Genomic DNA, 19,650 nt, shown 5'->3' on the forward strand with positions numbered 1-19,650 from the left:
GTAAAGACCCCGACCGCGACCAGCCGGGGGGTTGAGAAAACTTATTCGATGAACAGGGAGGACACGGAGTCCTCGTTGCTGATGCGCCGGATGGTCTCGGCCAGCAGTTCGGCCACTGACAGCTGGCGGATGCGGGAACAGGCCATGGCATCGTCGCGCAGCGGAATGGTGTCGGTCACCACCAGTTCGTCCAGGTCGGAGGAATTGACCCGCTCCACGGCGGCGCCGGACAGCACCGGGTGGGTACAGTAGGCCACCACCTTCTGGGCGCCGTTGGCCTTGAGGGCGGAGGCGGCCTTGCACAGGGTGCCGGCGGTGTCGACGATGTCGTCCATGATGATGCAGGTGCGGCCGTCCACTTCGCCGATGATGTTCATCACCTCGGAGACGTTGGCCTTGGGACGACGCTTGTCGATGATGGCCAGGTCGCACTCCAGGCGCTTGGCCAGGGAACGGGCGCGGACCACGCCGCCGTGGTCGGGGGAGACCACCAGCAGGTTTTCGTGGTTCTGCTTCTGGATGTCTTCCAGCAGGATCGGCAGGGCGTAGACGTTATCCACCGGGATATCGAAGAAGCCCTGGATCTGCTCGGCATGCAGGTCCATGGTGAGGACCCGGTCCACGCCGGCGGCGGTCAGCAGGTCGGCCACCAGCTTGGCGGCGATGGGCACCCGGGAAGAACGGGAACGGCGATCCTGGCGGGCGTAGCCGAAATAGGGGATGGCGGCGGTGATGCGACCGGCGGAGGCGCGCTTCAGCGCATCCACCATCACCAGCAGTTCCATCAGGGTATCGTTGGAGGGGGCGCAGGTGGACTGCAGGATGAAGACGTCGTGACCACGCACGTGCTCTTCGATTTCCACGCTCACTTCCCCGTCGGAGAAGCGGCCTACGCTGGCACGTCCCAGGGGACGGCGGCCCAGGCGGGAAACCACGTCGGCAGCCAACTTGGGATTAGCGTTGCCGGTAAAGACCATCAGGCTATTGAAAGCCATAGGGGCGCCCCCAGAAATGCAATACGGGCAGGTATGTACCTGCCCGTTGTCTCGGAATTATTGGCTGGGGAGGAAGGATTCGAACCTTCGCATGCCGGAATCAAAATCCGGTGCCTTAACCAACTTGGCGACTCCCCAGTAACCGGTTTGGCGCTGCCGGACATCAGAACTGCTGCCGCCAGCGACTGGAAATCTGTGCCTGTCCCGCAACCTGCGTTGCGCTGCGTGACTAGCGAGGCGCGGATATTACACAAAAAATTTCGGGCGGGCAAATCTTTTGCCAAAAAACTTCGCCACCCACCCGGCCACCCTAGGGCAACAGTCCGTACAGGGGGTGGCTGTCCAGCCCTGGCGCCACCCAGCCCCGCATGTCGGGCGGCAGCTGGGCCAGGGCCGCCTCGGCCCCGGCCTGGTCCGGGAATTCGGCAAAGACGCAGGCCCCGGAGCCGCTCATGCGGGCCCGGCCGAAATGCTGCAGCCATGCCAGGTGCCGCGCCACCTCGGGAAAGCGGGCGCAGGCCACCGGCTCCAGGTCGTTGCCGCCCAGGCCGGGCCGCCAATCGGCCGCCGCCATGACCGGCGTGTCCCGCTTCAGCTCGGGAGCCCGGAAGATGTCCACGGTGGGCACCGCCACCGGCGGCTGCAGCACCAGATACCAGGCCGGCGCCGCCGGCACGGCCTGCAGCGCCTCGCCCACGCCCTCGGCGAAGGCGGTGCGGCCGAAGATGAAGACCGGCACATCGGCCCCCAGGGTCAGGCCCAGGGCCTGCAACCGTTCCCGGGACAGGCCCAGTTGCCACAGGTGGTTGAGGGCCAGCAGCACGGTGGCGGCGTCGGAACTGCCGCCGCCCAGGCCGCCGCCCATGGGCAGCCGCTTCTCCAGGCGGATATCCGCCCCGCGGGTGCAGTTGGCCGCCTGCTGCAGGAGACGGGCGGCCCGCACGGTCAGGTCGCTCTCCTGCGGCACCCCGGGCAGGGGATTGAGCAGGCGCACCTGGCCGTCCTCCCGGGGTGCGAAGTGCAGGGTGTCGCCGTAATCGACGAAACGGAACAGGGTCTGCAGCAGGTGATAGCCGTCGGCACGGCGGCCCACCACGTGCAGGAAGAGATTGAGCTTGGCCGGCGCCGGGTAGGCGCTGTCCCAGGTCCAGGCCGGGTTCATTGGGCGCTCCAGTCGTCGATGCGCAACTTCAGCTCCAGGGCTTCGCCCCGGCGGGCCGTCAGCCGCACCGGCAGGGCCTGGGGACTGGGGTTGTCGCCATAGTCGTAGTCGATGCTCCAGCCCGCCTCCTGCAGGCGCAGCAGGCGGCCGGCGCCGTCGCGCTCCGCCACCCCTGCCGGGGTGGCGCGGGCCAGCAGCCATTCGCCCATGCCGGCCACCGGCAGCGGATAGCCCAGCACGTCTGCCACCAGCTGATCCGCATCGGCAGCCTGGAACTCCTTCTGATCGGCAGTCACCAGGCGGGCGGCACCGGGACGGCGGTTGATTTCCGCCGCTCCCTGGCCGAAGGGATTCATGAGGAAGATATCGTCGCCTTCAGGGGCGTGGCGCCAGGCGATCTTGCCGGAGTAGCTGGCCTGTTCGTAGCGCAGGGAAAAACGCCCCTCGATCTGGAAGGACTGCAAGGCCTCCCGCGCCACGGCAGGCACGGCATAGCGCTCCGGCACGGTGCTGCAGGCGGCGAGCAGGACCAGGAGGGCTGCGGCGCCAAAACGGAGAAATGCGGCGACCACGGATCAGGGCTGGAATTTCTTGACGGCGGCGGCCAGGGCTTCGTTGTCCGGGTCTTTCCTGGCGGCTTCGCGCAGCACGCGGCGGGCCTCGTCCTGGCGCCCCAGGCCCCACAGCACCTCGCCCATGTGGGCGGCGATTTCCGGGTCCTGGCGCAGGCCGTAGGCCTTCTGCAGCTGGATCAGGGCACCGGCCAGGTCGCCCTGGCGATAGAGCACCCAGCCCATGCTGTCGATGATGAAGGCGTCGTCCGGCAGCAGGGCCAGGGCCCGGGCCACCAGTTCCCGGGCTTCGTCCAGGCGCATGTTGCGCTCGGCGAAGGTGTAGCCCAGGGCGTTGTAGGCATGGGCGTTCTCGGGCTGCAAAGCAATCACCTGGCGCAGGCGCTCCTCCACCAGGGCCACCTTGTCGAGACGGTCGGCCACCAGGGCGGAGTCGTAGAGCAGTTCCGCATTGCCCGGGTTGCTCTTGAGCAGGCGCTCCAGCACATCCAGGGCCTCGGCGTAACGCTTGGCGTCGCGCAGCAACTGGGCTTCGGACTGGCCCAGGGCAACCCGCTCGGTGGGATGCATGGTGGCGGTCTGCTGCAGCACCTGCCGCGCCTCGTCCAGCTTGCCGGCCCGGGCCAGCAGCAGGGCCTGGCGGTTGCGGGCGTTGAGGAAGGGCTCGCTGAGGCCGACCTGGCCGTAGTAGTCGATGGCAGCGGCCTCGTTCTTGCGCGCCTCCATGACCTGGCCCAGGTAGTAATTGACCAGGTTGCGGTCGCCGAACTCCAGCTCCAGCAGGTGCTTGAGCTGGGTCTCGGCGGTGTCCAGGTCGTTCTGCTGCAGAGCCAGGATGGCCACCGGATAGACCACTTCGACGCTGTTGGGGAAGTCCCGCAGCAGGCGGCGGAACTCGGCGCTGGCATCGCTGAAGCGCTTGTCGCCCACATAGGCCCGGGCCAGGTGCAGGCGCACGTCCTTGGCGTTGGGATGGCGGCTCAGATAACGCTCCAGCAGGGGCACCACCTTGGCCGGCGCTTCGGCGGAGACGATCTGGGCCTCCAGCAGCACCGGCATTTCCCATTCGGGACGCAGCTCCTGGGCCCGGCGCACCGACTCCTGGGCCAGGGGACGGTCGCCTGCGGCCAGGGCGGCCTGGGCCACGGCAAAGTGGGCCTCGGCCACGCCCTGGTAGGGCTGGGTGACCCGCTGCACCAGACGCAGCACGGCGCTCTTGTCCGGCTGGCGGACCAGCATGCGGTTGAGGCGGCTGAGGTTGTCGCCCAGGTTGTCCTTGTCCTGCTCCAACAGCTTGCTCAAGTGGGGCACCAGGTCGTCCAGGCGGTTGAGGACGATCAGCACCCCCACCAGGGTCTGGCGGGCCGCCACCGACTCGGGTTCCGTTTCCACCCACAGCTGGGCCAGTTCATGGGCCAGGTCCATGCGCCGGGCAAAGCCCGCCACCTCTATGGCCCGGGCCAGCACCTGGGGGTCCCGGCTGCGCAGGGCCAGTTCCGCGTACACGGACAGGGCCAGGTCGCCGTAGCCCCGGCGCAGGGAGATTTCCGCCAGCAGCACCTGGTACGCCACCTGGCCGGCCGGAAGCTCGGCCGCAGAGGTGGGCACGGCCGCCGGAGCCCGGGGCGCCCGCTCGGCCTTGGCCGCCCGGGATTTGGCCACGGGGGCGGGGGCGGCATCGGCGGCAAGGACACCATTGGCGGCCAGGGCGGCGACCAGGACAGCGAGGGGGATCATTTTCATGGCAGTGTCAGTCACCGGGGAGGAGACCGCGTTAGAAGCTTTCGCTTAAGATTAGTGCCGCATGTTAGGCAGTTTTCCAGGGCGCCACAAGCGGGCGGCCGTGCCGCTTACATCCGCTCGCAACACTTTACCAATCCATACATCCGCTCATTCATCCACTTTTCGCCATGCCCGAACTCCCCGAAGTCGAAGTCAGCCGCCTCGGCCTCCTGCCCTACCTGCCCGGCCAGGTACTGCAGGGCGTCAGCCTGCGGGCTCCGCGCCTGCGTCACGAACTGTCGCCGACCCTGGTCGAACGCCCCGTGGGCCGCTGCCTGAAGCGGGTGGAGCGGCGCGGCAAGTACCTGCTCTTCGACTTCGAGAGCGATGGGGGCGGCGGCTGGATCATCCTGCACCTGGGCATGTCCGGCAGCCTGCGCCTGGTCCCGCCCGGCACGCCGCCGGGCAAGCACGATCACGTGGACCTGCATTTTCCCGGCCGCACCCTGCGCTACCGGGACCCGCGCCGCTTCGGCACCCTGCTGTGGGTGGACGGCCCCACCGTGCTCGACCACCCCCTGCTGGCGCCCCTGGGCGTCGAGCCGCTTAGCGACGCCTTCGACGGCGCCTGGCTGCACCAGGCCCTGCGGCGGCGCCAGGCCCCCATCAAGCAGGTGCTGATGGACGCCCACAGCATCGTCGGCGTCGGCAACATCTATGCGGCGGAAAGCCTCTTCCGGTCCCGCATTTCACCCCTGACGCCGGCCTGCCGCCTCAGCCGCCAGCGCTGCGACAGGCTGGCGGCCACGGTGCGGGAGGTGCTGGCGGAATCCATCGCCGCCGGCGGCAGCAGCGTGCGCGACTACGTGCATAGCGACGGCGGCGCCGGCAGCTTCCAGCTCATCGTCGCCGTCTACGACCGGGAAGGAGAACCCTGCCAGGTCTGCGGCGGCCCCATCCGCCGCATCACCCAGGGCGGACGCAGCACTTTCTACTGCCCCCGCTGCCAGCGCTGACGGCCCCGGCGACCGTCCGTCGCCCCATTTCAACCAGTGCTGGCACAAGCGGCGCCAGCGCGTTGATTCCATTTGGCATTGTGGGGTAGAGTAGCCTCTCCCTTTTTGTCGCCGGTGTCGCCATGCCGAATACCCTTGCCCAGAACTTCGCCGCCTACAGCCAATGGCGGACGCAGCTGTCGGAGTGCATCGAGCACTTCCGCGCCTGGCTGGCGGACAATGAACTGGGCGATGCCCAGAGCGACCTGCGCCTGACCCAGCTGCTCGAGCGCCTCAAGGAAGACCGCCTCAACGTGGCCTTCGTCGCCGAGTTCTCCCGGGGCAAGTCGGAACTGATCAACGCCATCTTCTTCGCCGACTACGGCAACCGCATGCTGCCCTCTTCCGCCGGCCGTACCACCATGTGCCCGACGGAGCTGCTGTTCGATGCCGACAAACCCTCCTGCATCGAGCTGCTGCCCATCCACACCCGGGCCACCAATGCCGGCATTTCCGAATACAAGCGCTTCCCCAACGAGTGGGAGACCGTGCCCCTCAACGTGGACTCCCCGGAAGCCATGCAGGACACCCTGCGCCACGTCAGCGAAGTGGTGCGGGTGGACCGGGACACGGCGGAGAAGCTGGGCTTTCCCGTCGGCGACGACGAGGCCGCCACCTACCGCATCGGCGAGGACGGCCTGGTGGAAATCCCCCGCTGGCGCCATGCCGTCATCAACTTCCCCCATCCCCTGCTGCAACAGGGCCTGGTGATCCTGGACACCCCGGGCCTCAATGCCATCGGCGCCGAGCCGGAACTGACCCTGTCCCTGCTGCCCAACGCCCACGCCGTGCTCTTCATCCTGGCCGCCGACACCGGCGTCACCCAGTCCGACCTGGCCATCTGGAAGGACAACATCGGCGCCGGCGGCAACCGCAAGCGGGGCCGCCTGGCGGTGCTCAACAAGATCGACGGCCTCTGGGACGAGCTCAAGAGCGAGGCCGAGATCCAGGCCGAAATCGCCCGCCAGGCCGACAGCTGCGCCTCCATCCTGGGCCTGCCCCAGGAGCAGGTGTTCCCCGTCTCCGCCCAAAAGGCCCTGGTGGCCAAGATCAACGGCGACGACGCCCTGCTGCAGCGCTCCCGCCTGCCGGAACTGGAACGGGCCCTCTCCGAGGAGCTGATCCCGGCCAAGCAGGACATCGTGCGCGACAACACCGAGGCCGAGTTCGGCGAACTGCACGCCCGCATGCGCGCCCTGCTGGACTCCCGCATGCGGGGCCTGAAGGAACAGCTGACCGAACTGACCGAGCTGAAGGGCAAGAACAAGGGCGTCGTGGAATACATGATGGCCAAGATCAAGACCGAGAAGGAAGAGTTCGAATCGGGCCTGCAGCGCTATTACGCCGTGCGCAGCGTCTTCTCCACCCTGACCAACAATCTCTTTGCCCATCTGGGCCTGGACGCCCTGCGCAGCCTCACCCACGAGACCCGGGACGCCATGCAGGCGGCCACCTTCTCCCGGGGCCTGTCCGCGGCCATGGACCGCTTCTTCCGCACCTCCAAGGAGAACGTGCAGAAGTCCGGCAAGGAGATCGGTGAAATCCTCTCCATGATGGAGGCCATCTACAAGAAGTTCAGCGTCGAGCACGGGCTCAAGCTGGGTTCGCCGACCCAGTTCAACCTGCTGCGCTACGAGAAGGAGCTGGAGCGCCTGGAACAGTGGTGCAACACCCACCTCAACACCATGTTCCAGCTGCTGACCCACGAGAAGGGCAACGTCACCCAGAAGTTCTTCGAGGAAGTGGCGGTGCAGGTGCGCCGCGCCTTCGAGCACGCCAACCGGGACGTGGAAATCTGGCTGAAGGCAGTCATGGCCCCCATGGAGACCCAGGTGCGGGAACACCAGATCCAGCTGAAGCGCCGTCTGGAGAGCATCAAGCGCATCCACCAGGCCACCGACACCCTGGAAGACCGCATCGGCGAACTGAACCACATGGAAGCCGCCCTGCTGGCCCAGATCGACACCCTGCAGACCCTTGGCAACGATCTCCAGGCCCTGCTGCACCCCCAGGGGGAAGGCCTCCAGGCCGCCGCCTGACGCACGCCGTGCGGACAATAAAAAAGCCACGGCATGCCGTGGCTTTTTTATTGGAGCCGTTGCCGGCCCGGAGAAGACTCAGGCGCGCTTGTTGCCGGTCAGCTTCTCGTACTTGCTCCACAGCTGGTCTTCGCTTTCGACCACGTCCGGGTTCTTGGGGATGCAATCCACCGGGCACACTTCAACGCACTGGGGGGTGTCGTAGTGGCCGACGCACTCGGTGCACTTGCTGGGGTCGATCTGATAGATCTCTTCGCCCTGGGAGATGGCCTCGTTGGGGCACTCCGGCTCGCACACGTCACAGTTGATGCATTCGTCGGTAATCATCAAAGCCATAGCTGCTTTCCTTCATTCAAGATAGTTCGGAGACTTTTTTCGCCGCCAGCCGCTTCTCCACGACCGGCTGGACGAACTTGCTGACATCCCCCCCCAACCGGGCGATCTCGCGCACCATGGTGGCGGAAATGAACATGTACTGCTCCCCAGGCGTCAGGAATACTGTTTCGACCTCGGGATACAGATTACGGTTCATCCCCGCCATCTGGAATTCGTATTCAAAGTCGGACACCGCCCGCAAACCGCGGATGATGACCTTGGCGCCTTGCTGGTGGAGGAAATCCATCAGCAGGCAGGAAAAACCTTTCACTTCCACGTTGCCATAGGGCGCCAGGATTTCCTGGGCCATGGCGACCCGGTCTTCCAGGCCGAAGAACGGGCGTTTGTTCGGGCTGTCGGCCACGGCCACGATGACCCGGTCGAACAGGCTGGAGGCACGCCGGACCAGATCCTCGTGCCCCTTGGTCAGGGGGTCGAAGGTTCCCGGGTAGATCGCCAGTCGGTTATTCAGCATCGGCATTGTTCCGCGCCATAAGGTGGTAGAAGACCTGCCCGGCCTTGCCGCGCTTCACTGTGGCCCAGTCGCCCAGGCTTTCCAGGGGCTTTTCCGCTTCGGCGTAAATCACGCCGTCTTCCTTCAGCACCCGGGACAGGAGGGGTTCCAGTTTTTCCAGCCAACCGAGATGGTAGGGCGGATCGAGGAACACCAGATCGAAACGCAGCTCCGTAGAGGCGACGAATTTTAGCGCATCTTCCCGGATTATCTGCAAATTTTCCCCTTGCAGCAGGGCAGCGTTGTCTTTCAGGGCGGCAAAGGCCTTGGGCGAGCGCTCCACCAGGACGGAGCGGGCGGCTCCGCGGGAGGCCGCCTCGAAACCCAGGGCGCCGCTGCCGGCAAAGAGATCCAGGCAGTTCCAGCCCGTCAGGTCCTGGCCCAGCCAGTTGAAGAGAGTTTCCCGCACCCGGTCCGGCGTCGGCCGCAGGCCTTCGCCGTCAGGGAAGGACAGCACCCGGCGGCGCCACTCGCCGCCGATGATGCGCACCACGTTGTTGCCCGCCCGGGACCGGGCGGCGCCGGCCCGGCCGGCCGGCTGCGGTCCGGGGCGGGCCATCAGTCGGCAGCCACCTTGACCGTCACCAGGTGCTGGGGCAGCACGTGGCGCTGGAAGGCGGCCTTGATGTCGGCGGCGCTGACCTTCTCCACCTTGGCGGCGTAGGTGTCCAGGTAGTCCAGGGGCAGGCCGTAGAAGCCGATCACCGCCACGTTGTCGAGCAGCTTGCGGTTGCTGTCCAGGCGCAGGGGGAAGCTGCCGACCATGTTGTCCTTGGCCGCCTTCAGCTCCTTCTCGGTGACGCCCTTGGCGAGGAAGTCCTGCAGCACCTCATTGACCACCTTGAGGGCGTCGCCGGCCTGGGCCCGCTTGGTCTGTAGGCCGATCTGGAAGGGACCCCGGGCCACCATGGGGGCGAAATAGCTGTAGGTGCTGTAGGCGTAGCCCCGGGCATCGCGTACCTCCTTGAGCAGGCGGGAAACGAAGCCGCCGCCGCCAAGGACGTAGTTGCCCACCTGCAGGGCGTAGAAGTCCGGATCGCCCCGGGGAATGGCGGGCAGGCCGAGCAGGAGATGGGACTGGGTGGCCGGATGGGGCACTGACACCACCCGCCCCTGGGGCAGGCTGGCCGCCGGGATGGGGGCAGCCGGGCCACCGGCGGGCAGACCGGCCGTCAGCTTCTCGGCAATGGCCTCGGCCTCGCTGCGGGAGAGGTCGCCCACCAGGGTGACGCTGGCCTTGGCGGCGTTGTAGTTGGCGCGCCAGAAGGCCTCCACATCGGCCCGGGTCAGGCTTTCCAGGGACTCGGGGGTGGATACCCGGCCATAGGGATGGTCCGGATAGAGGGCCTGCCAGAAGGTCCGGCTGGCCAGCACCTCGGGCTTGGTCAGGGCGTCCCGCAGGCCGGCCACGGCGCGCACCTGCTCCCGCTGCAGCACCGCCTCGGGGAAGCGGGGCTGCTGCAGCACCAGGCGCATGATCTCCAGGGCGTCATCCCGGGTTTCCCGGGCCGCCAGGGTGCGCAGGCTCAGGCTGGCCCGGTCCTGGTCGGCACCGCCGCCCAGGTTGGCGCCCAGGTCGGCCAGGCGGTTGGAAATGGCGGTCTCGTCCAGGTCGCCGGCACCGCCGTCGAGCAGGCCGTGGGTGAAGCCGGCCAGGCCCGACTTGCCGGCCGGGTCCCGGGAGCTGCCGGCGGCAAAGTCCACCTGCACGTCCACGATGGGCAGGGCATGGTTTTCGACGAAATAGACCCGGGCGCCGGAGGGGGCGGTCCAGTGCTCGATGGTGACCCCGGCCTGGGCGGCAGAGCCCAGCAGGGCGGCGGCAAAAAGCAGGAAATTAGGCAGTCGCATCATGGTCTCCTCGATCAGTGGCGCACGCCGGCGGGGGCGCGGCGGCGGGGAGCATCGGCCAGGGGCTGGGGTTCCAGCAGGCCCACGGTGAGGCTGTCGTCGTTGAAATACTGCTTCGCCACCCGCTGCACGTCGGCAGCGGTGACGGCCTGGAGCTTTTCGATCATGCGCTCCACGGACTTGTAGGAGAGGCCGACGATTTCCATCTGGCCGATCTCCATGGCCTGGGCGAACATGGAATCCCGCTTGTACACCTGGCTCGCCACCAGCTGGGCGCGGGCCCGCTTCAGTTCTTCCTCACTGACGCCGTCGGCGGCAATGCGCGCCACTTCGGCCTTGAGGGCGGCCTCCAGCTCGGCCGGGGTATGGCCCTCGGCGGGCGTGCCCAGCATGAGGAAGAGGGAGGGGCCGCGGCTGCTGTTGTCGTAACCCGAGCCCACGGACTGGGCCAGACGCTGGTCCTTCACCAGGTGCTGGGTGAGGCGGGCGCCGTCGTGGCCGTCCAGCACGGCACCGAGCATTTCCAGGGCGTAGGGGTCGCTGTCCTTGTTCACGTCGCGCAGGGTCGGCGCCTTCCAGGCCAGCAGCACCTGGGGCAGTTCCGCCGGGCCCTTCACGGTGACGCGGCGAATGCCCTTCTGGGGCGCCTCGGCAATGGGCTTGCGCGCCGGCAGGGCGCGGGGCTTGAGCTGGCCGTAGGTCTTTTCCGCCTGGCGGAAGACGGCCTCGTGGTCCACGTCGCCCACCACCACCAGGGTGGCGTTGTTGGGCACGTACCACTGCTGGTACCAGTGGCGCAGGTCGGCGGCGGTCATCTGCTCCAGGTCCGCCATCCAGCCGATCACCGGCCGGCGGTAGGGATGGGCCGAGTAGGCCACGGCATTGAGGGCCTCGAACAGCAGGGACTGGGGATTGTCGTCGGTGCGCATGCGCCGCTCTTCCATGATCACCTGGATTTCCTTGGCGAATTCCTTCGGGTCCAGGGTCAGGTGGCCCATGCGGTCCGCCTCCAGGGCCATCATCTCGGGCAGCTTCTGCTTGGGAATCTGCTGGAAGTAGGCGGTGTAGTCGTAGTTGGTGAAGGCGTTGTCGCGGCCGCCAGCGGCCGCCACCCGCTTGTTGAACTCGCCCGGGCCGACCTTGGGCGTGCCCTTGAACATCATGTGCTCCAGGGCATGGGCGACGCCGGAGGTGCCGTCCACCTCGTCCATGCTGCCCACCTTGTACCAGACCATGTGCACCGCCGTGGGGGCACGCCGGTCTTCCTTGACGATGACCTTGAGGCCGTTCTTCAGGGTGGTTTCATAGGGATTGGCCAGGACGGCGCCAATGGGGAGCAGGCCCAGCAGCAGGGCCAGGAGTCTCGATTTTCTGGGGATCATGGTTCGCTTCCGAAATGAAATGCCCCGCAGGGCCATGAACGGGCGAATTCGGCAACGTCCTCGGGGGACGCTTGGGCTAAAATTCGGATTTTCCTGCGGCGCATCTTACCGAGCCGCCCTCCCCCTGTCAGCCCTGACAGCCCGGGAACGAACTTAGAACGGAACCCCGCATGTTTGGTTTCTTGAAAAAATCCGACAAAGACCAGGACGCCACGCCCGCCACCGCAGCCGCCGTGGCGCCGGTGCCGGAGCCCCTGGACAAGCCGCTCTCCTGGCGCGAGCGCCTTTTCGCCGGCCTCTCCCGCACCCGCTCCCAGCTTGGCGGCAAGCTCAAGTCCGTCTTTGCCCGAGGCAAGGTGGACGACGAACTGCTGGAAGAACTGGAGACCCTGTTGCTGACCAGCGACGTGGGCATGGACGCCACCATGCACCTGCTCGACGAACTGAAGCGCCGCGCCAAGCAGGACAAGCTGGAAGGCGCCGCCGCCATCCAGCAGGCCCTGGCCGACACCCTGGCCCAGATGCTGGCGCCCCTGGAAGCGCCCCTGCAGGTGGATAGCCACAAGCCCTTCGTGATCATGATTGCCGGGGTCAACGGCGCCGGCAAGACCACCTCCATCGGCAAGCTGGCCAAGTACTTCCAGGGCCAGGGCAAGAGCGTGCTGCTGGCCGCCGGCGACACCTTCCGCGCCGCTGCCCGGGAACAGCTGATGACCTGGGGCGAGCGCAACAACGTCACGGTCATCGCCCAGGAATCCGGCGACCCGGCGGCCGTGGTCTTCGATGCCATCGCCGCCGCCAAGGCCCGGGGCATCGACGTGGTGCTGGCTGACACCGCCGGCCGCCTGCCCACCCAGCTGCACCTCATGGAAGAGATCGCCAAGGTGCGCCGGGTGATCCAGAAGGCCGACCCCACCGGCCCCCACGAGGTGATGCTGGTGCTGGATGCCAACATCGGCCAGAACGCCCTGGCCCAGGTGAAGGCCTTCGACAAGTCCATCAACGTCACCGGCCTGGTGCTGACCAAGCTGGACGGCACCGCCAAGGGCGGCGTCATCGCCGCCATCGCCCGCCAGTGTCCCAAGCCGGTGCGCTTCATCGGCGTCGGCGAAGGCATCGACGACCTGCGCCCCTTCGTCGCCCGGGACTTCGTGGACGCCCTCTTCGGCGACTAAACCAGGACCGTCATGATCTCCTTCTCCGCGGTACACAAGCGCTACCCCACCGGCTACGAAGCCCTGCGGGGTGTGAGTTTCGACATCGAGGCGGGGGAGCTGGTCTTCATCACCGGCCACTCCGGCGCCGGCAAGACCACCCTGTGCAAGCTGGCCGCCGCCATCGAGCGCCCCACCTCGGGCAGCGTGGTGGTGAACGGGCAGAACCTGGCGGCCCTGCGCAAGAGCGCCATTCCCTACGTGCGGCGCAACTTCGGCCTGGTCTTCCAGGACCAGAAGCTGCTCTTCGACCGCACCGTGCTCGACAACGTGCTGCTGCCCCTGGCCATCGTCGGCCTCTCCCCCAAGGAAGCCGGCAAGCGTGCCCGGGCGGCCCTGGACAAGGTGGGCCTGCTGGAACGGGAGAAGGCCAATCCCATCGCCCTCTCTGGCGGCGAGCAACAACGCCTGGCCATCGCCCGGGCGGTGGTGAACCGACCCGCCATCCTCCTTGCCGACGAGCCCACGGCCAACCTGGACACGGATTCCGCCGGCGAAGTGATGGAGCTGTTCAAGGCCTTCCACCAGGTCGGCGTCACCGTCATCCTCGCCACCCACGACACCCAGTGGGTGCGCCACCTGAATCCCCGGGTCCTGTGGGTCGAACACGGCCAGGTGCGGGCCCCCGGCGAACGCCCGGAAGGACAAGCATGAACGCCTGGCTCACCCAACACCTGTCGGCCCTCCAGGGCGCCTGGCAGCGGCTTGCCGCCTCGCCCCTCAACACCGTGCTGTCCCTGCTGGTGATCGGCATCGCCCTGACTCTGCCCGCCGCCGGCGTGGTGGTCCTGGACAACCTGCGCCAGGCCGCCGCCGGCGTCGCCAGCACCCAGCAGATCAGCGTCTTCCTCAGCCCCGAGGCCAGCCGCAAGGAGGCCACGGAGATGGAATCCCGCCTGCGCCAGGAGGTCTCCGGCAGCATCGTCTTCGTGCCCCGGGAAGACGCCCTGAAGCGCCTCCAGGGCACCGCCGGCATGGCCGAACTGGTGGCCAGCCTGCCGCGCAATCCCCTGCCCGACGCCTTCATCGTGGAACCGCGCAACGCTGCGCCGGAACAGCTGGAAGCCCTGGCCAAGACCCTCTCGGCCTGGCCAAAGGTGGCCCACGTGCAGCTGGATTCAGCCTGGATCAAGCGTTTCGACGCCTTCCTGCGCCTCGGCCGGCTGGCCGTGCTGCTGCTGGCCGCCGCCTTCGCCGCCGCCCTGGTGGCTGTCACCTTCAACACCATCCGCCTGCAAATCCTGGCCCAGGCCGACGAAATCGAAGTGGCCAAGCTGATCGGCGCCACCGACGGTTTCATCCGCCGCCCCTACTACTACTTCGGCGCCCTCCAGGGCATCCTCGGCGGTCTCATCGCCATGCTCCTGGTCAGCGCCGCCGTGGCCGTCCTCTCCGGGCCGGTCAGCCAGCTGGCCAGCCTCTACGCCACCGCCTTCCGCCTGCACGGCCTGGGCCTCGACCACTCCCTGCTGCTGCTCGGCGTCGGCGCCCTCCTCGGCTGGCTCGGCGCCCAGCTCTCGGTAGGCCTCTACCTGCGGCAGATCGAACCGAAGTAAGAGGCGGGAGGGCGCCGGCCACCGGCCGCCCTCCCCGCTTCGACCGCCGTCGGGCCAGCCCGTTTTCCCCTCCCCATTGCGACGCCGCCTCCCCGAGGCTATCCTCCGCCCCGGCGGTCGGTGTACCGCCACCATTTTTCAGCGGCCAGGCCGCTTTTAAGCTGCGGTGCCATCCCCATCGCGGCGGCTTTGTTTTGGGGAGTCTGTCATGTCCTTTTCCCGTCGTAACTTCCTGGCGACTGCCGGCGCCCTGGGCGCAGGTGTCGTCTCCCGGGCCCATGCCGGCAACCTGGTGTTGCCCTCCCTCGGCGCCGAACTGCTGCCGCCGCCCAAGGGCAAGCGCGTCGTCGTCTGCGGCGGCGGCTGGGGCGGCCTCACCGTGGCCCGCTACCTGCGCAAGCTGGACCCGTCCGTCGAAGTGGTGCTGATCGAACGCAACCCGGTGTTCTGGTCCTGTCCCATGAGCAACAAGTGGCTGGTGGACATCGTCGGCACCGACCTGCTGGTGCACGACTACCTGACCGTGGCGAAGAAATTCGGCTACCAGTTCCTGCAGTCCGAGATCGTCGGCATCGAGCGGGACAAGAAGAAGGTCATCACCGGCCAGGGCGCCATCGGCTACGACTACCTGGTGCTGGCCCCCGGCATCCGCTACCAGTACGAAGCCTGGTTCGGCGACGACCGCAAGACCATCAACTACACCAAGGCCAACTACCCGGCGGCCTACATCCCCAGCGCCGAGCACATCACCCTGAAGAAGAAGCTGCACAGCTTCAAGGGCGGCGACTTCGTCACCGTGCTGCCGCCCCCGCCCCACCGCTGCCCGCCCTCCCCCTACGAGCGGGTGTGCATGATGGCCTGGCACCTGAAGCAGCACAAGATTCCCGGCCGTATCGTCCTACTGGACCCCAAGCCCGCCCCCGCCCCCATCGGCATCGGCTTCAAGCAGGCCTTCGACGAGCTGTACAAGGACCAGGTGCTGTACGTGCCCAACGCCACGGTGAAGGAGGTGGACCCCTACAACAAGCAGGTGAAGACCGCCGCCGGCGACTTCAAGTTCGAGGACGCCATCCTCATGGCGCCTCACCGGGCCGGCGACCTGGTATGGATGGCCGACCTCATCGGCCAGGACGACAAGGGCCAGGCCACCGGCTGGGCCGACCAGCACAACGTGGGCCTGCACAGCGCCAAGGACCCCAATGTGTGGATCATCGGCGACGCCGTGGGCAAGGCCTCGGAACTGTTCGGCTGGTACCCCAAGAGCGGCCACGTGGCCAACCGCCTGGGCCGCATCGCCGCCCGCCAGATCGTGAACCGCATGCAGGGCAAGGACTTCGACAAGCTGCTGCCGGACAACCTGTGCTACATGTTCGTCAACGGCAACCCCATCGAGGCCATCCTGGTGGACTTCCAGTACAAGTTCAACGCCGAGGGCAAGATCGTGCAGACGGTGAAGGAATACCACGAGCACGACGTCAACCTGGCCAAGGAAGACTTCGTCTGGTTCGAAGGCATGGCGGAGGATTTCCTGGACCGGGGCTGACGCTCAGCATGTTCGCAGCAACAAAAAAGGCGCGGATATCCGCGCCTTTTTTGTTGGAGACTTTGGGCGTGTTCCAGTTGAGCACTCTAACGTGGAAGCGAACGGCCTGCGCGGCTTTTCGCGCAGGCCCGGTTGACCGCAGGGTTAGCCCTCACGAGCCAACGGTTAAGATAGAAGAGCGTAGCACCATGCAGCGCGCCGAGAACGCTGCCGATGCAGAGTGCAGGCACAAGCGTGACAGCAACGGCAAACCAAAACTCTGACTGAAGCGGATACAGGCCATCCAACACCCCACCCGCAGCAAACGCTGAACTGGCGTTGCCCCAAAGCCAAACGACGAACACAAAGGCAGCGCCCCAAGAGAAACCGTCAATCACCGCGCGCCGAAGCGAAGCGGTACCCGCCAGGATGAGCCGAGCAGAAACTGCACCGCGCCAGCCAACGAGAGCAGACGCGGGAACGAGCAGGAAAACAATGGCAGGAAGCGAGCCCCAGGGATGAGTAGCTGACAGAAGCCCAACGCATGACCAGATGGCGAAGAAGAGCGCCGCGTCAATGCGACCAACCTTTCGAGCGAGAGAGTCGGCGTGCTCGATCATGTGATGGCTAACGTGGAAGCTAACCGGCGCTGCGCGGCTTTATCGTGCAGCGTCCGTGTTGACCGCAGGGTTATGCCTCTGATAGCTGAAGCTCTCTGGTGCCACCTGCTGTGGTGTTGAAATGGGTAAAGCCGACTTCCTTGAGCAAATGAAACATGCCTTCGGATGGAGCGAAACAGCGGGCGTAGAGCTTCACGCTCTTTGGTGAGAAGGCCGTGAATAGTTGAACTATTCTTCTTCCGTGACCTTCTGTCCTGCGATCTGCTCTTACCCCGGCTTTGTACAGCTCGATATCGGTGGCGAAACTACCCGCAACTTTTTCTGAGACAAGCAGGTAACCAACTTGATCGTCTCCATCGCAGCCATATACCCAGAGTTTGGCGCTAATTTCTTCAACTCCACGATCTGACCAACGAACCATTACGGAATTGTGAATAACATTCCGCAGTTGGACTCGAAATCCACGGGCCTGATTTGGGTCCATGAGTGATGCGGCGTAGTGCCCCCGTTTAGCGCCCTTTACAACCTCTTCCATGATGAAGTCAAGGTCATGTTCCGTCGCTGGGCGCAGGCCATATCGCCTCAACCTACGGCGGCTTTTCCAGGTACGGAAACTGTCGGCGATTCGCTTAAGAGGCATAACGTTCAAAGTAAATGGCGTGCCGCTTGCGGCACATCCAAGCGCCTGCAAGGCGCGGTTTGACTGGGATGTTATGCGTCGGGTTACTCATTGAGCGGAGTTCTTTGGTGGATAGACTGTCCACATGGAAAGCAGATCGGGGTCTGTGACGATCTCGCCGGAACCTTTGAGTTTGTATTGACCTGGCGCGGCTGGTTCGAGGCGCGAAAGATCGGGGGGAACCCACCGTTCTTCGCCGGAGCCGCTTAAACGAACAATGATTCCTTCCTCTCGGCCGGCTCGGATGATTACGCCGTGAAATTGCTCAAGGCCGGTAACCTCGTCGTTGTGATTTTTATGTGTGACCCCGACTAGAAGGTGTTTGCCAATAATGGCTTTTGCCTCCGTTTCGTCGAAGTACGGTTCCCAGTGTGCTGAGGTGTTTTCAGTCATGACGCATAACGTTGCAGGTAAAGGGCGGCCCGCTTGCGGGACGTCCAGCGACCGGAGGGAGCGACTTTGACCGGAATGTTATGAGTCACCACGGTTGGGCGGAGCGAATTGAGCTGGGCGTTATGAGCGTTTGTGGAGACCATGACGCACTTTCTGAGCATAGCTAAAGAAGCGGTTCTTAATGTAACTGTCAATTTCGCAGATGACTTCAGTTAGATCGTATTCCTTGGTTCCCTTCTCATAACCATCGAATTCGCGGACTGCCATGTAACCCATATTTATTTCTTCAACCCTTTCAGAACCGACTTTGCCCTGAAGCAAGTCAGCACAGTATTGAAGTTGAATTGAAATCGACTCAAGCCACCCCTCGGAAGGGCTTGGCATCGACTTTGCTGCCCATTCAATTTTGGAAAGCGCTTCGGATTCAGTCATGACTCATAACGTGGAGCTAAGGGACAAGTCAAATGCGCAGCATTTGGCTTGTCCCGCTTGAGCGTCTTGTTCGACATCTTTATACCTGCTGAATGCGCCGTGCCTGTTGGCGCTCTACCTCTGCATTTACTGAGTTAACCCCATCGATGGTTAGTCGTGACCGTGTATTTCTATTTGATATTTCCTGCCCAGACGCAGCACAAAATGCGTCGGTAGGCCCAACGTAAATATTGGCACCATCATTTAAGTACTGATCAACATTTAGCCATTGGGGATGGGTTCCTGTTCTCCATTCGGACTTCAGAAGAAGGCGCTTTCTTTTCTTGGCAGTTGCTGGTTGGGTAGTTACTGGAGCCCACCATGATTCACCATTATCAACACGGAAGCACACGAATGGACCAGGACGTGGTTTGGTCTGTGGTGTTGTCGAGCGAATTCGGTTGTCTGAAAGTAATGCCTGATGGTCAAGAAAGGCAACCAACCCAGCCGTAACTTCATCTGGAACAATCGCTGACATTGTCACTCCTTGTGGTGGTACGCGCTTTAAACCCAACAAAGACACTATGGTTATCTAGCATGTCGAACGTTGGACGTAACCGGACGCCAAAAAGCGCAGCTTTTTGGCGGTCCGGTTGACGGAATTGTTGGGTGTCACGCTACCGGGAATAGTAGCCATTTGTGCCGACACCGATGGTGGAGAAGAACTGCCCTTCGATTGCAGGACGCCAAAGACTCAGTTCCAGCGAAGGGACTACGTAGCTAAAACCCAATTCCGGGTCAGTGGTGTCAAACGGAGCATGGTCCTGAAGAAGTGCAATAAGTTTTGAAGCAGGTGTAGAAAACACCGGCAAACCAAAACAGATTGCCTCAAGGCCGCAGCCACACGACAACTCGATGTACTCAGCGGAAGGTTGTTGACCGGAGTAATAGACCTGCAATCCGTTGTTGAACCAGCCATCACTTGGATGAACGGCCTGCGGAGTCCTCTTGGCGCTGGACGACCATGGACCAAGCAAACGAATGACTTCCTCGCGTGACGATCCAAACCGGACTTCGCCCACACCCTTGAGTGGTAGCACTTCGAAATTTCTCATGACGCCCAACGTTCAAGGTAAGGGGCGGCCCGCTTGCGGGACGTCCTAGCAGCCGTAGGCTGCGCCTTGACCGGGATGTTAGAGAATATTTTTCGCTCGATGCTCAAAATAGGCTTTCAGACCGGAAACGCACACCAAGAACCCACATAAGAAAACAACAAGTACAGCCCAACCCGGAGCCTTGAACCAATGGGCAACAAATGCCCCGTAAAACAGATATGGCCCGGAAACCAATTTTGGAACGTTGCTCCAAGGTAACCAGCGTTCCCAGGGCAGAAACCAAGTTGCCAACACTGGGCTCAGCGGCAGGATTGGGGCGAGGATGAGCCAATCGGTGGTGGTCATGTTCTCTAACTAGTAGTAGACGACAAGTACGTCCAATAAAACGTCGGGGTGTCCAATAAGCTGGAATACCGGACAGGCGGAAAGCCAATAACCATGCGGCACTCCATTCCCTTATTACTTATTCGCAT

22 protein-coding genes and 1 tRNA gene are annotated in these 19,650 nt (G+C 64.6%); 6 read left to right on the plus strand and 17 right to left on the minus strand.

What is annotated here, in order from left to right:
- Positions 1-41: 41 nt before the first annotated feature.
- From ACLSSQ_RS16880 to ACLSSQ_RS16900, 5 genes are all read right to left on the minus strand, one after another.
- The gene (locus tag ACLSSQ_RS16880) at positions 42-995 is read right to left on the minus strand and encodes a ribose-phosphate pyrophosphokinase (RefSeq protein WP_014236139.1); all 954 of its coding nucleotides are present in this window, start codon (positions 993-995) and stop codon (positions 42-44) included.
- Between the two features lie 61 nt (positions 996-1,056).
- A tRNA-Gln gene (locus ACLSSQ_RS16885) sits at positions 1,057-1,133 on the minus strand.
- Positions 1,134-1,305: 172 nt separating this feature from the next.
- Complete coding sequence (ispE, locus tag ACLSSQ_RS16890) at positions 1,306-2,157, minus strand: 4-(cytidine 5'-diphospho)-2-C-methyl-D-erythritol kinase (RefSeq protein WP_416243314.1); 852 nt, start codon at positions 2,155-2,157, stop codon at positions 1,306-1,308.
- Positions 2,154-2,729, minus strand: a complete 576-nt coding sequence (gene lolB / locus ACLSSQ_RS16895) for a lipoprotein insertase outer membrane protein LolB (protein WP_416243315.1) — start codon at positions 2,727-2,729, stop codon at positions 2,154-2,156. The genes ispE and lolB overlap by 4 nt, the downstream gene beginning before the upstream one ends.
- Before the next feature lie 3 nt (positions 2,730-2,732).
- A complete protein-coding gene (locus ACLSSQ_RS16900; RefSeq protein ID WP_416243316.1) occupies positions 2,733-4,472 on the minus strand; it encodes a tetratricopeptide repeat protein in 1,740 nt (579 codons plus the stop codon).
- A gap of 167 nt (positions 4,473-4,639) precedes the next feature.
- Here ACLSSQ_RS16900 and mutM point away from each other — a divergent pair, with 167 nt between their 5' ends.
- Together mutM and ACLSSQ_RS16910 are read left to right on the plus strand one after the other, a co-directional pair.
- Positions 4,640-5,467 carry a bifunctional DNA-formamidopyrimidine glycosylase/DNA-(apurinic or apyrimidinic site) lyase gene (gene mutM, locus ACLSSQ_RS16905; RefSeq protein WP_416243317.1) on the plus strand — a complete coding sequence of 276 codons (828 nt, stop codon included), beginning with the start codon at positions 4,640-4,642 and terminating at the stop codon, positions 5,465-5,467.
- Positions 5,468-5,589: 122 nt separating this feature from the next.
- Positions 5,590-7,545 (plus strand): dynamin family protein, encoded by a 1,956-nt coding sequence (locus ACLSSQ_RS16910; protein WP_014236134.1) that lies wholly within the window; start codon positions 5,590-5,592, stop codon positions 7,543-7,545.
- Between the two features lie 78 nt (positions 7,546-7,623).
- Here ACLSSQ_RS16910 and ACLSSQ_RS16915 read toward each other — a convergent pair whose 3' ends face one another.
- From ACLSSQ_RS16915 to ACLSSQ_RS16935, 5 genes are read right to left on the minus strand one after another with little or no spacing between them, the layout of a single operon-like run.
- Entirely contained in the window at positions 7,624-7,881 is a 258-nt protein-coding gene (locus tag ACLSSQ_RS16915; RefSeq protein WP_014236133.1) for a YfhL family 4Fe-4S dicluster ferredoxin, read from the minus strand.
- A 16-nt stretch (positions 7,882-7,897) separates the two neighbouring features.
- On the minus strand, positions 7,898-8,395 hold the full coding sequence (gene coaD, locus ACLSSQ_RS16920; RefSeq protein ID WP_014236132.1) for a pantetheine-phosphate adenylyltransferase: 498 nt from the start codon (positions 8,393-8,395) through the stop codon (positions 7,898-7,900).
- Positions 8,385-8,993: a 16S rRNA (guanine(966)-N(2))-methyltransferase RsmD gene (gene rsmD / locus ACLSSQ_RS16925; RefSeq protein WP_416243318.1), complete on the minus strand. Its 609-nt coding sequence runs from the start codon at positions 8,991-8,993 to the stop codon at positions 8,385-8,387. Before rsmD ends, coaD begins: the two co-directional genes overlap by 11 nt.
- On the minus strand, positions 8,993-10,288 hold the full coding sequence (locus ACLSSQ_RS16930; RefSeq protein ID WP_416243319.1) for a M16 family metallopeptidase: 1,296 nt from the start codon (positions 10,286-10,288) through the stop codon (positions 8,993-8,995). Before ACLSSQ_RS16930 ends, rsmD begins: the two co-directional genes overlap by 1 nt.
- Before the next feature lie 11 nt (positions 10,289-10,299).
- Complete coding sequence (locus ACLSSQ_RS16935) at positions 10,300-11,667, minus strand: M16 family metallopeptidase (RefSeq protein WP_416243320.1); 1,368 nt, start codon at positions 11,665-11,667, stop codon at positions 10,300-10,302.
- 170 nt (positions 11,668-11,837) lie between these two features.
- On the opposite strand from ACLSSQ_RS16935, the gene ftsY reads away from it, so the two are divergent.
- The 4 genes from ftsY (at position 11,838) to ACLSSQ_RS16955 (ending at position 15,980) form a co-directional block, all read left to right on the plus strand.
- The gene (gene ftsY / locus ACLSSQ_RS16940; RefSeq protein WP_416243321.1) at positions 11,838-12,842 is read left to right on the plus strand and encodes a signal recognition particle-docking protein FtsY; all 1,005 of its coding nucleotides are present in this window, start codon (positions 11,838-11,840) and stop codon (positions 12,840-12,842) included.
- A 12-nt stretch (positions 12,843-12,854) separates the two neighbouring features.
- Positions 12,855-13,535: a cell division ATP-binding protein FtsE gene (locus ACLSSQ_RS16945; protein WP_014236127.1), complete on the plus strand. Its 681-nt coding sequence runs from the start codon at positions 12,855-12,857 to the stop codon at positions 13,533-13,535.
- The gene (ftsX, locus tag ACLSSQ_RS16950; RefSeq protein WP_014236126.1) at positions 13,532-14,437 is read left to right on the plus strand and encodes a permease-like cell division protein FtsX; all 906 of its coding nucleotides are present in this window, start codon (positions 13,532-13,534) and stop codon (positions 14,435-14,437) included. The genes ACLSSQ_RS16945 and ftsX overlap by 4 nt, the downstream gene beginning before the upstream one ends.
- A 208-nt stretch (positions 14,438-14,645) precedes the next feature.
- Entirely contained in the window at positions 14,646-15,980 is a 1,335-nt protein-coding gene (locus tag ACLSSQ_RS16955; RefSeq protein WP_416243322.1) for an FAD-dependent oxidoreductase, read from the plus strand.
- Positions 15,981-16,066: 86 nt separating this feature from the next.
- Here the strand turns inward: ACLSSQ_RS16955 and ACLSSQ_RS16960 are convergent, their stop codons facing one another.
- From ACLSSQ_RS16960 to ACLSSQ_RS16990, 7 genes are all read right to left on the minus strand, one after another.
- The gene (locus tag ACLSSQ_RS16960) at positions 16,067-16,579 is read right to left on the minus strand and encodes a hypothetical protein (RefSeq protein WP_416243323.1); all 513 of its coding nucleotides are present in this window, start codon (positions 16,577-16,579) and stop codon (positions 16,067-16,069) included.
- Positions 16,580-16,649: 70 nt separating this feature from the next.
- Positions 16,650-17,114, minus strand: a complete 465-nt coding sequence (locus ACLSSQ_RS16965) for a hypothetical protein (protein WP_416243324.1) — start codon at positions 17,112-17,114, stop codon at positions 16,650-16,652.
- A gap of 192 nt (positions 17,115-17,306) precedes the next feature.
- Entirely contained in the window at positions 17,307-17,651 is a 345-nt protein-coding gene (locus ACLSSQ_RS16970) for a hypothetical protein (protein ID WP_416243325.1), read from the minus strand.
- 120 nt (positions 17,652-17,771) lie between these two features.
- Positions 17,772-18,083: a hypothetical protein gene (locus ACLSSQ_RS16975; protein WP_416243326.1), complete on the minus strand. Its 312-nt coding sequence runs from the start codon at positions 18,081-18,083 to the stop codon at positions 17,772-17,774.
- Positions 18,084-18,162: 79 nt separating this feature from the next.
- The gene (locus ACLSSQ_RS16980) at positions 18,163-18,600 is read right to left on the minus strand and encodes a hypothetical protein (protein WP_416243327.1); all 438 of its coding nucleotides are present in this window, start codon (positions 18,598-18,600) and stop codon (positions 18,163-18,165) included.
- Positions 18,601-18,739: 139 nt separating this feature from the next.
- Positions 18,740-19,177: a hypothetical protein gene (locus tag ACLSSQ_RS16985; RefSeq protein WP_416243328.1), complete on the minus strand. Its 438-nt coding sequence runs from the start codon at positions 19,175-19,177 to the stop codon at positions 18,740-18,742.
- Positions 19,178-19,255: 78 nt separating this feature from the next.
- Positions 19,256-19,522: a hypothetical protein gene (locus tag ACLSSQ_RS16990; protein ID WP_416243329.1), complete on the minus strand. Its 267-nt coding sequence runs from the start codon at positions 19,520-19,522 to the stop codon at positions 19,256-19,258.
- Positions 19,523-19,650 lie beyond the last annotated feature (128 nt).

This window comes from Azospira sp. APE16 (genome assembly GCF_047901315.1).
In the GTDB taxonomy this organism is placed as follows: Bacteria; Pseudomonadota; Gammaproteobacteria; order Burkholderiales; family Rhodocyclaceae; genus Azospira; species Azospira oryzae.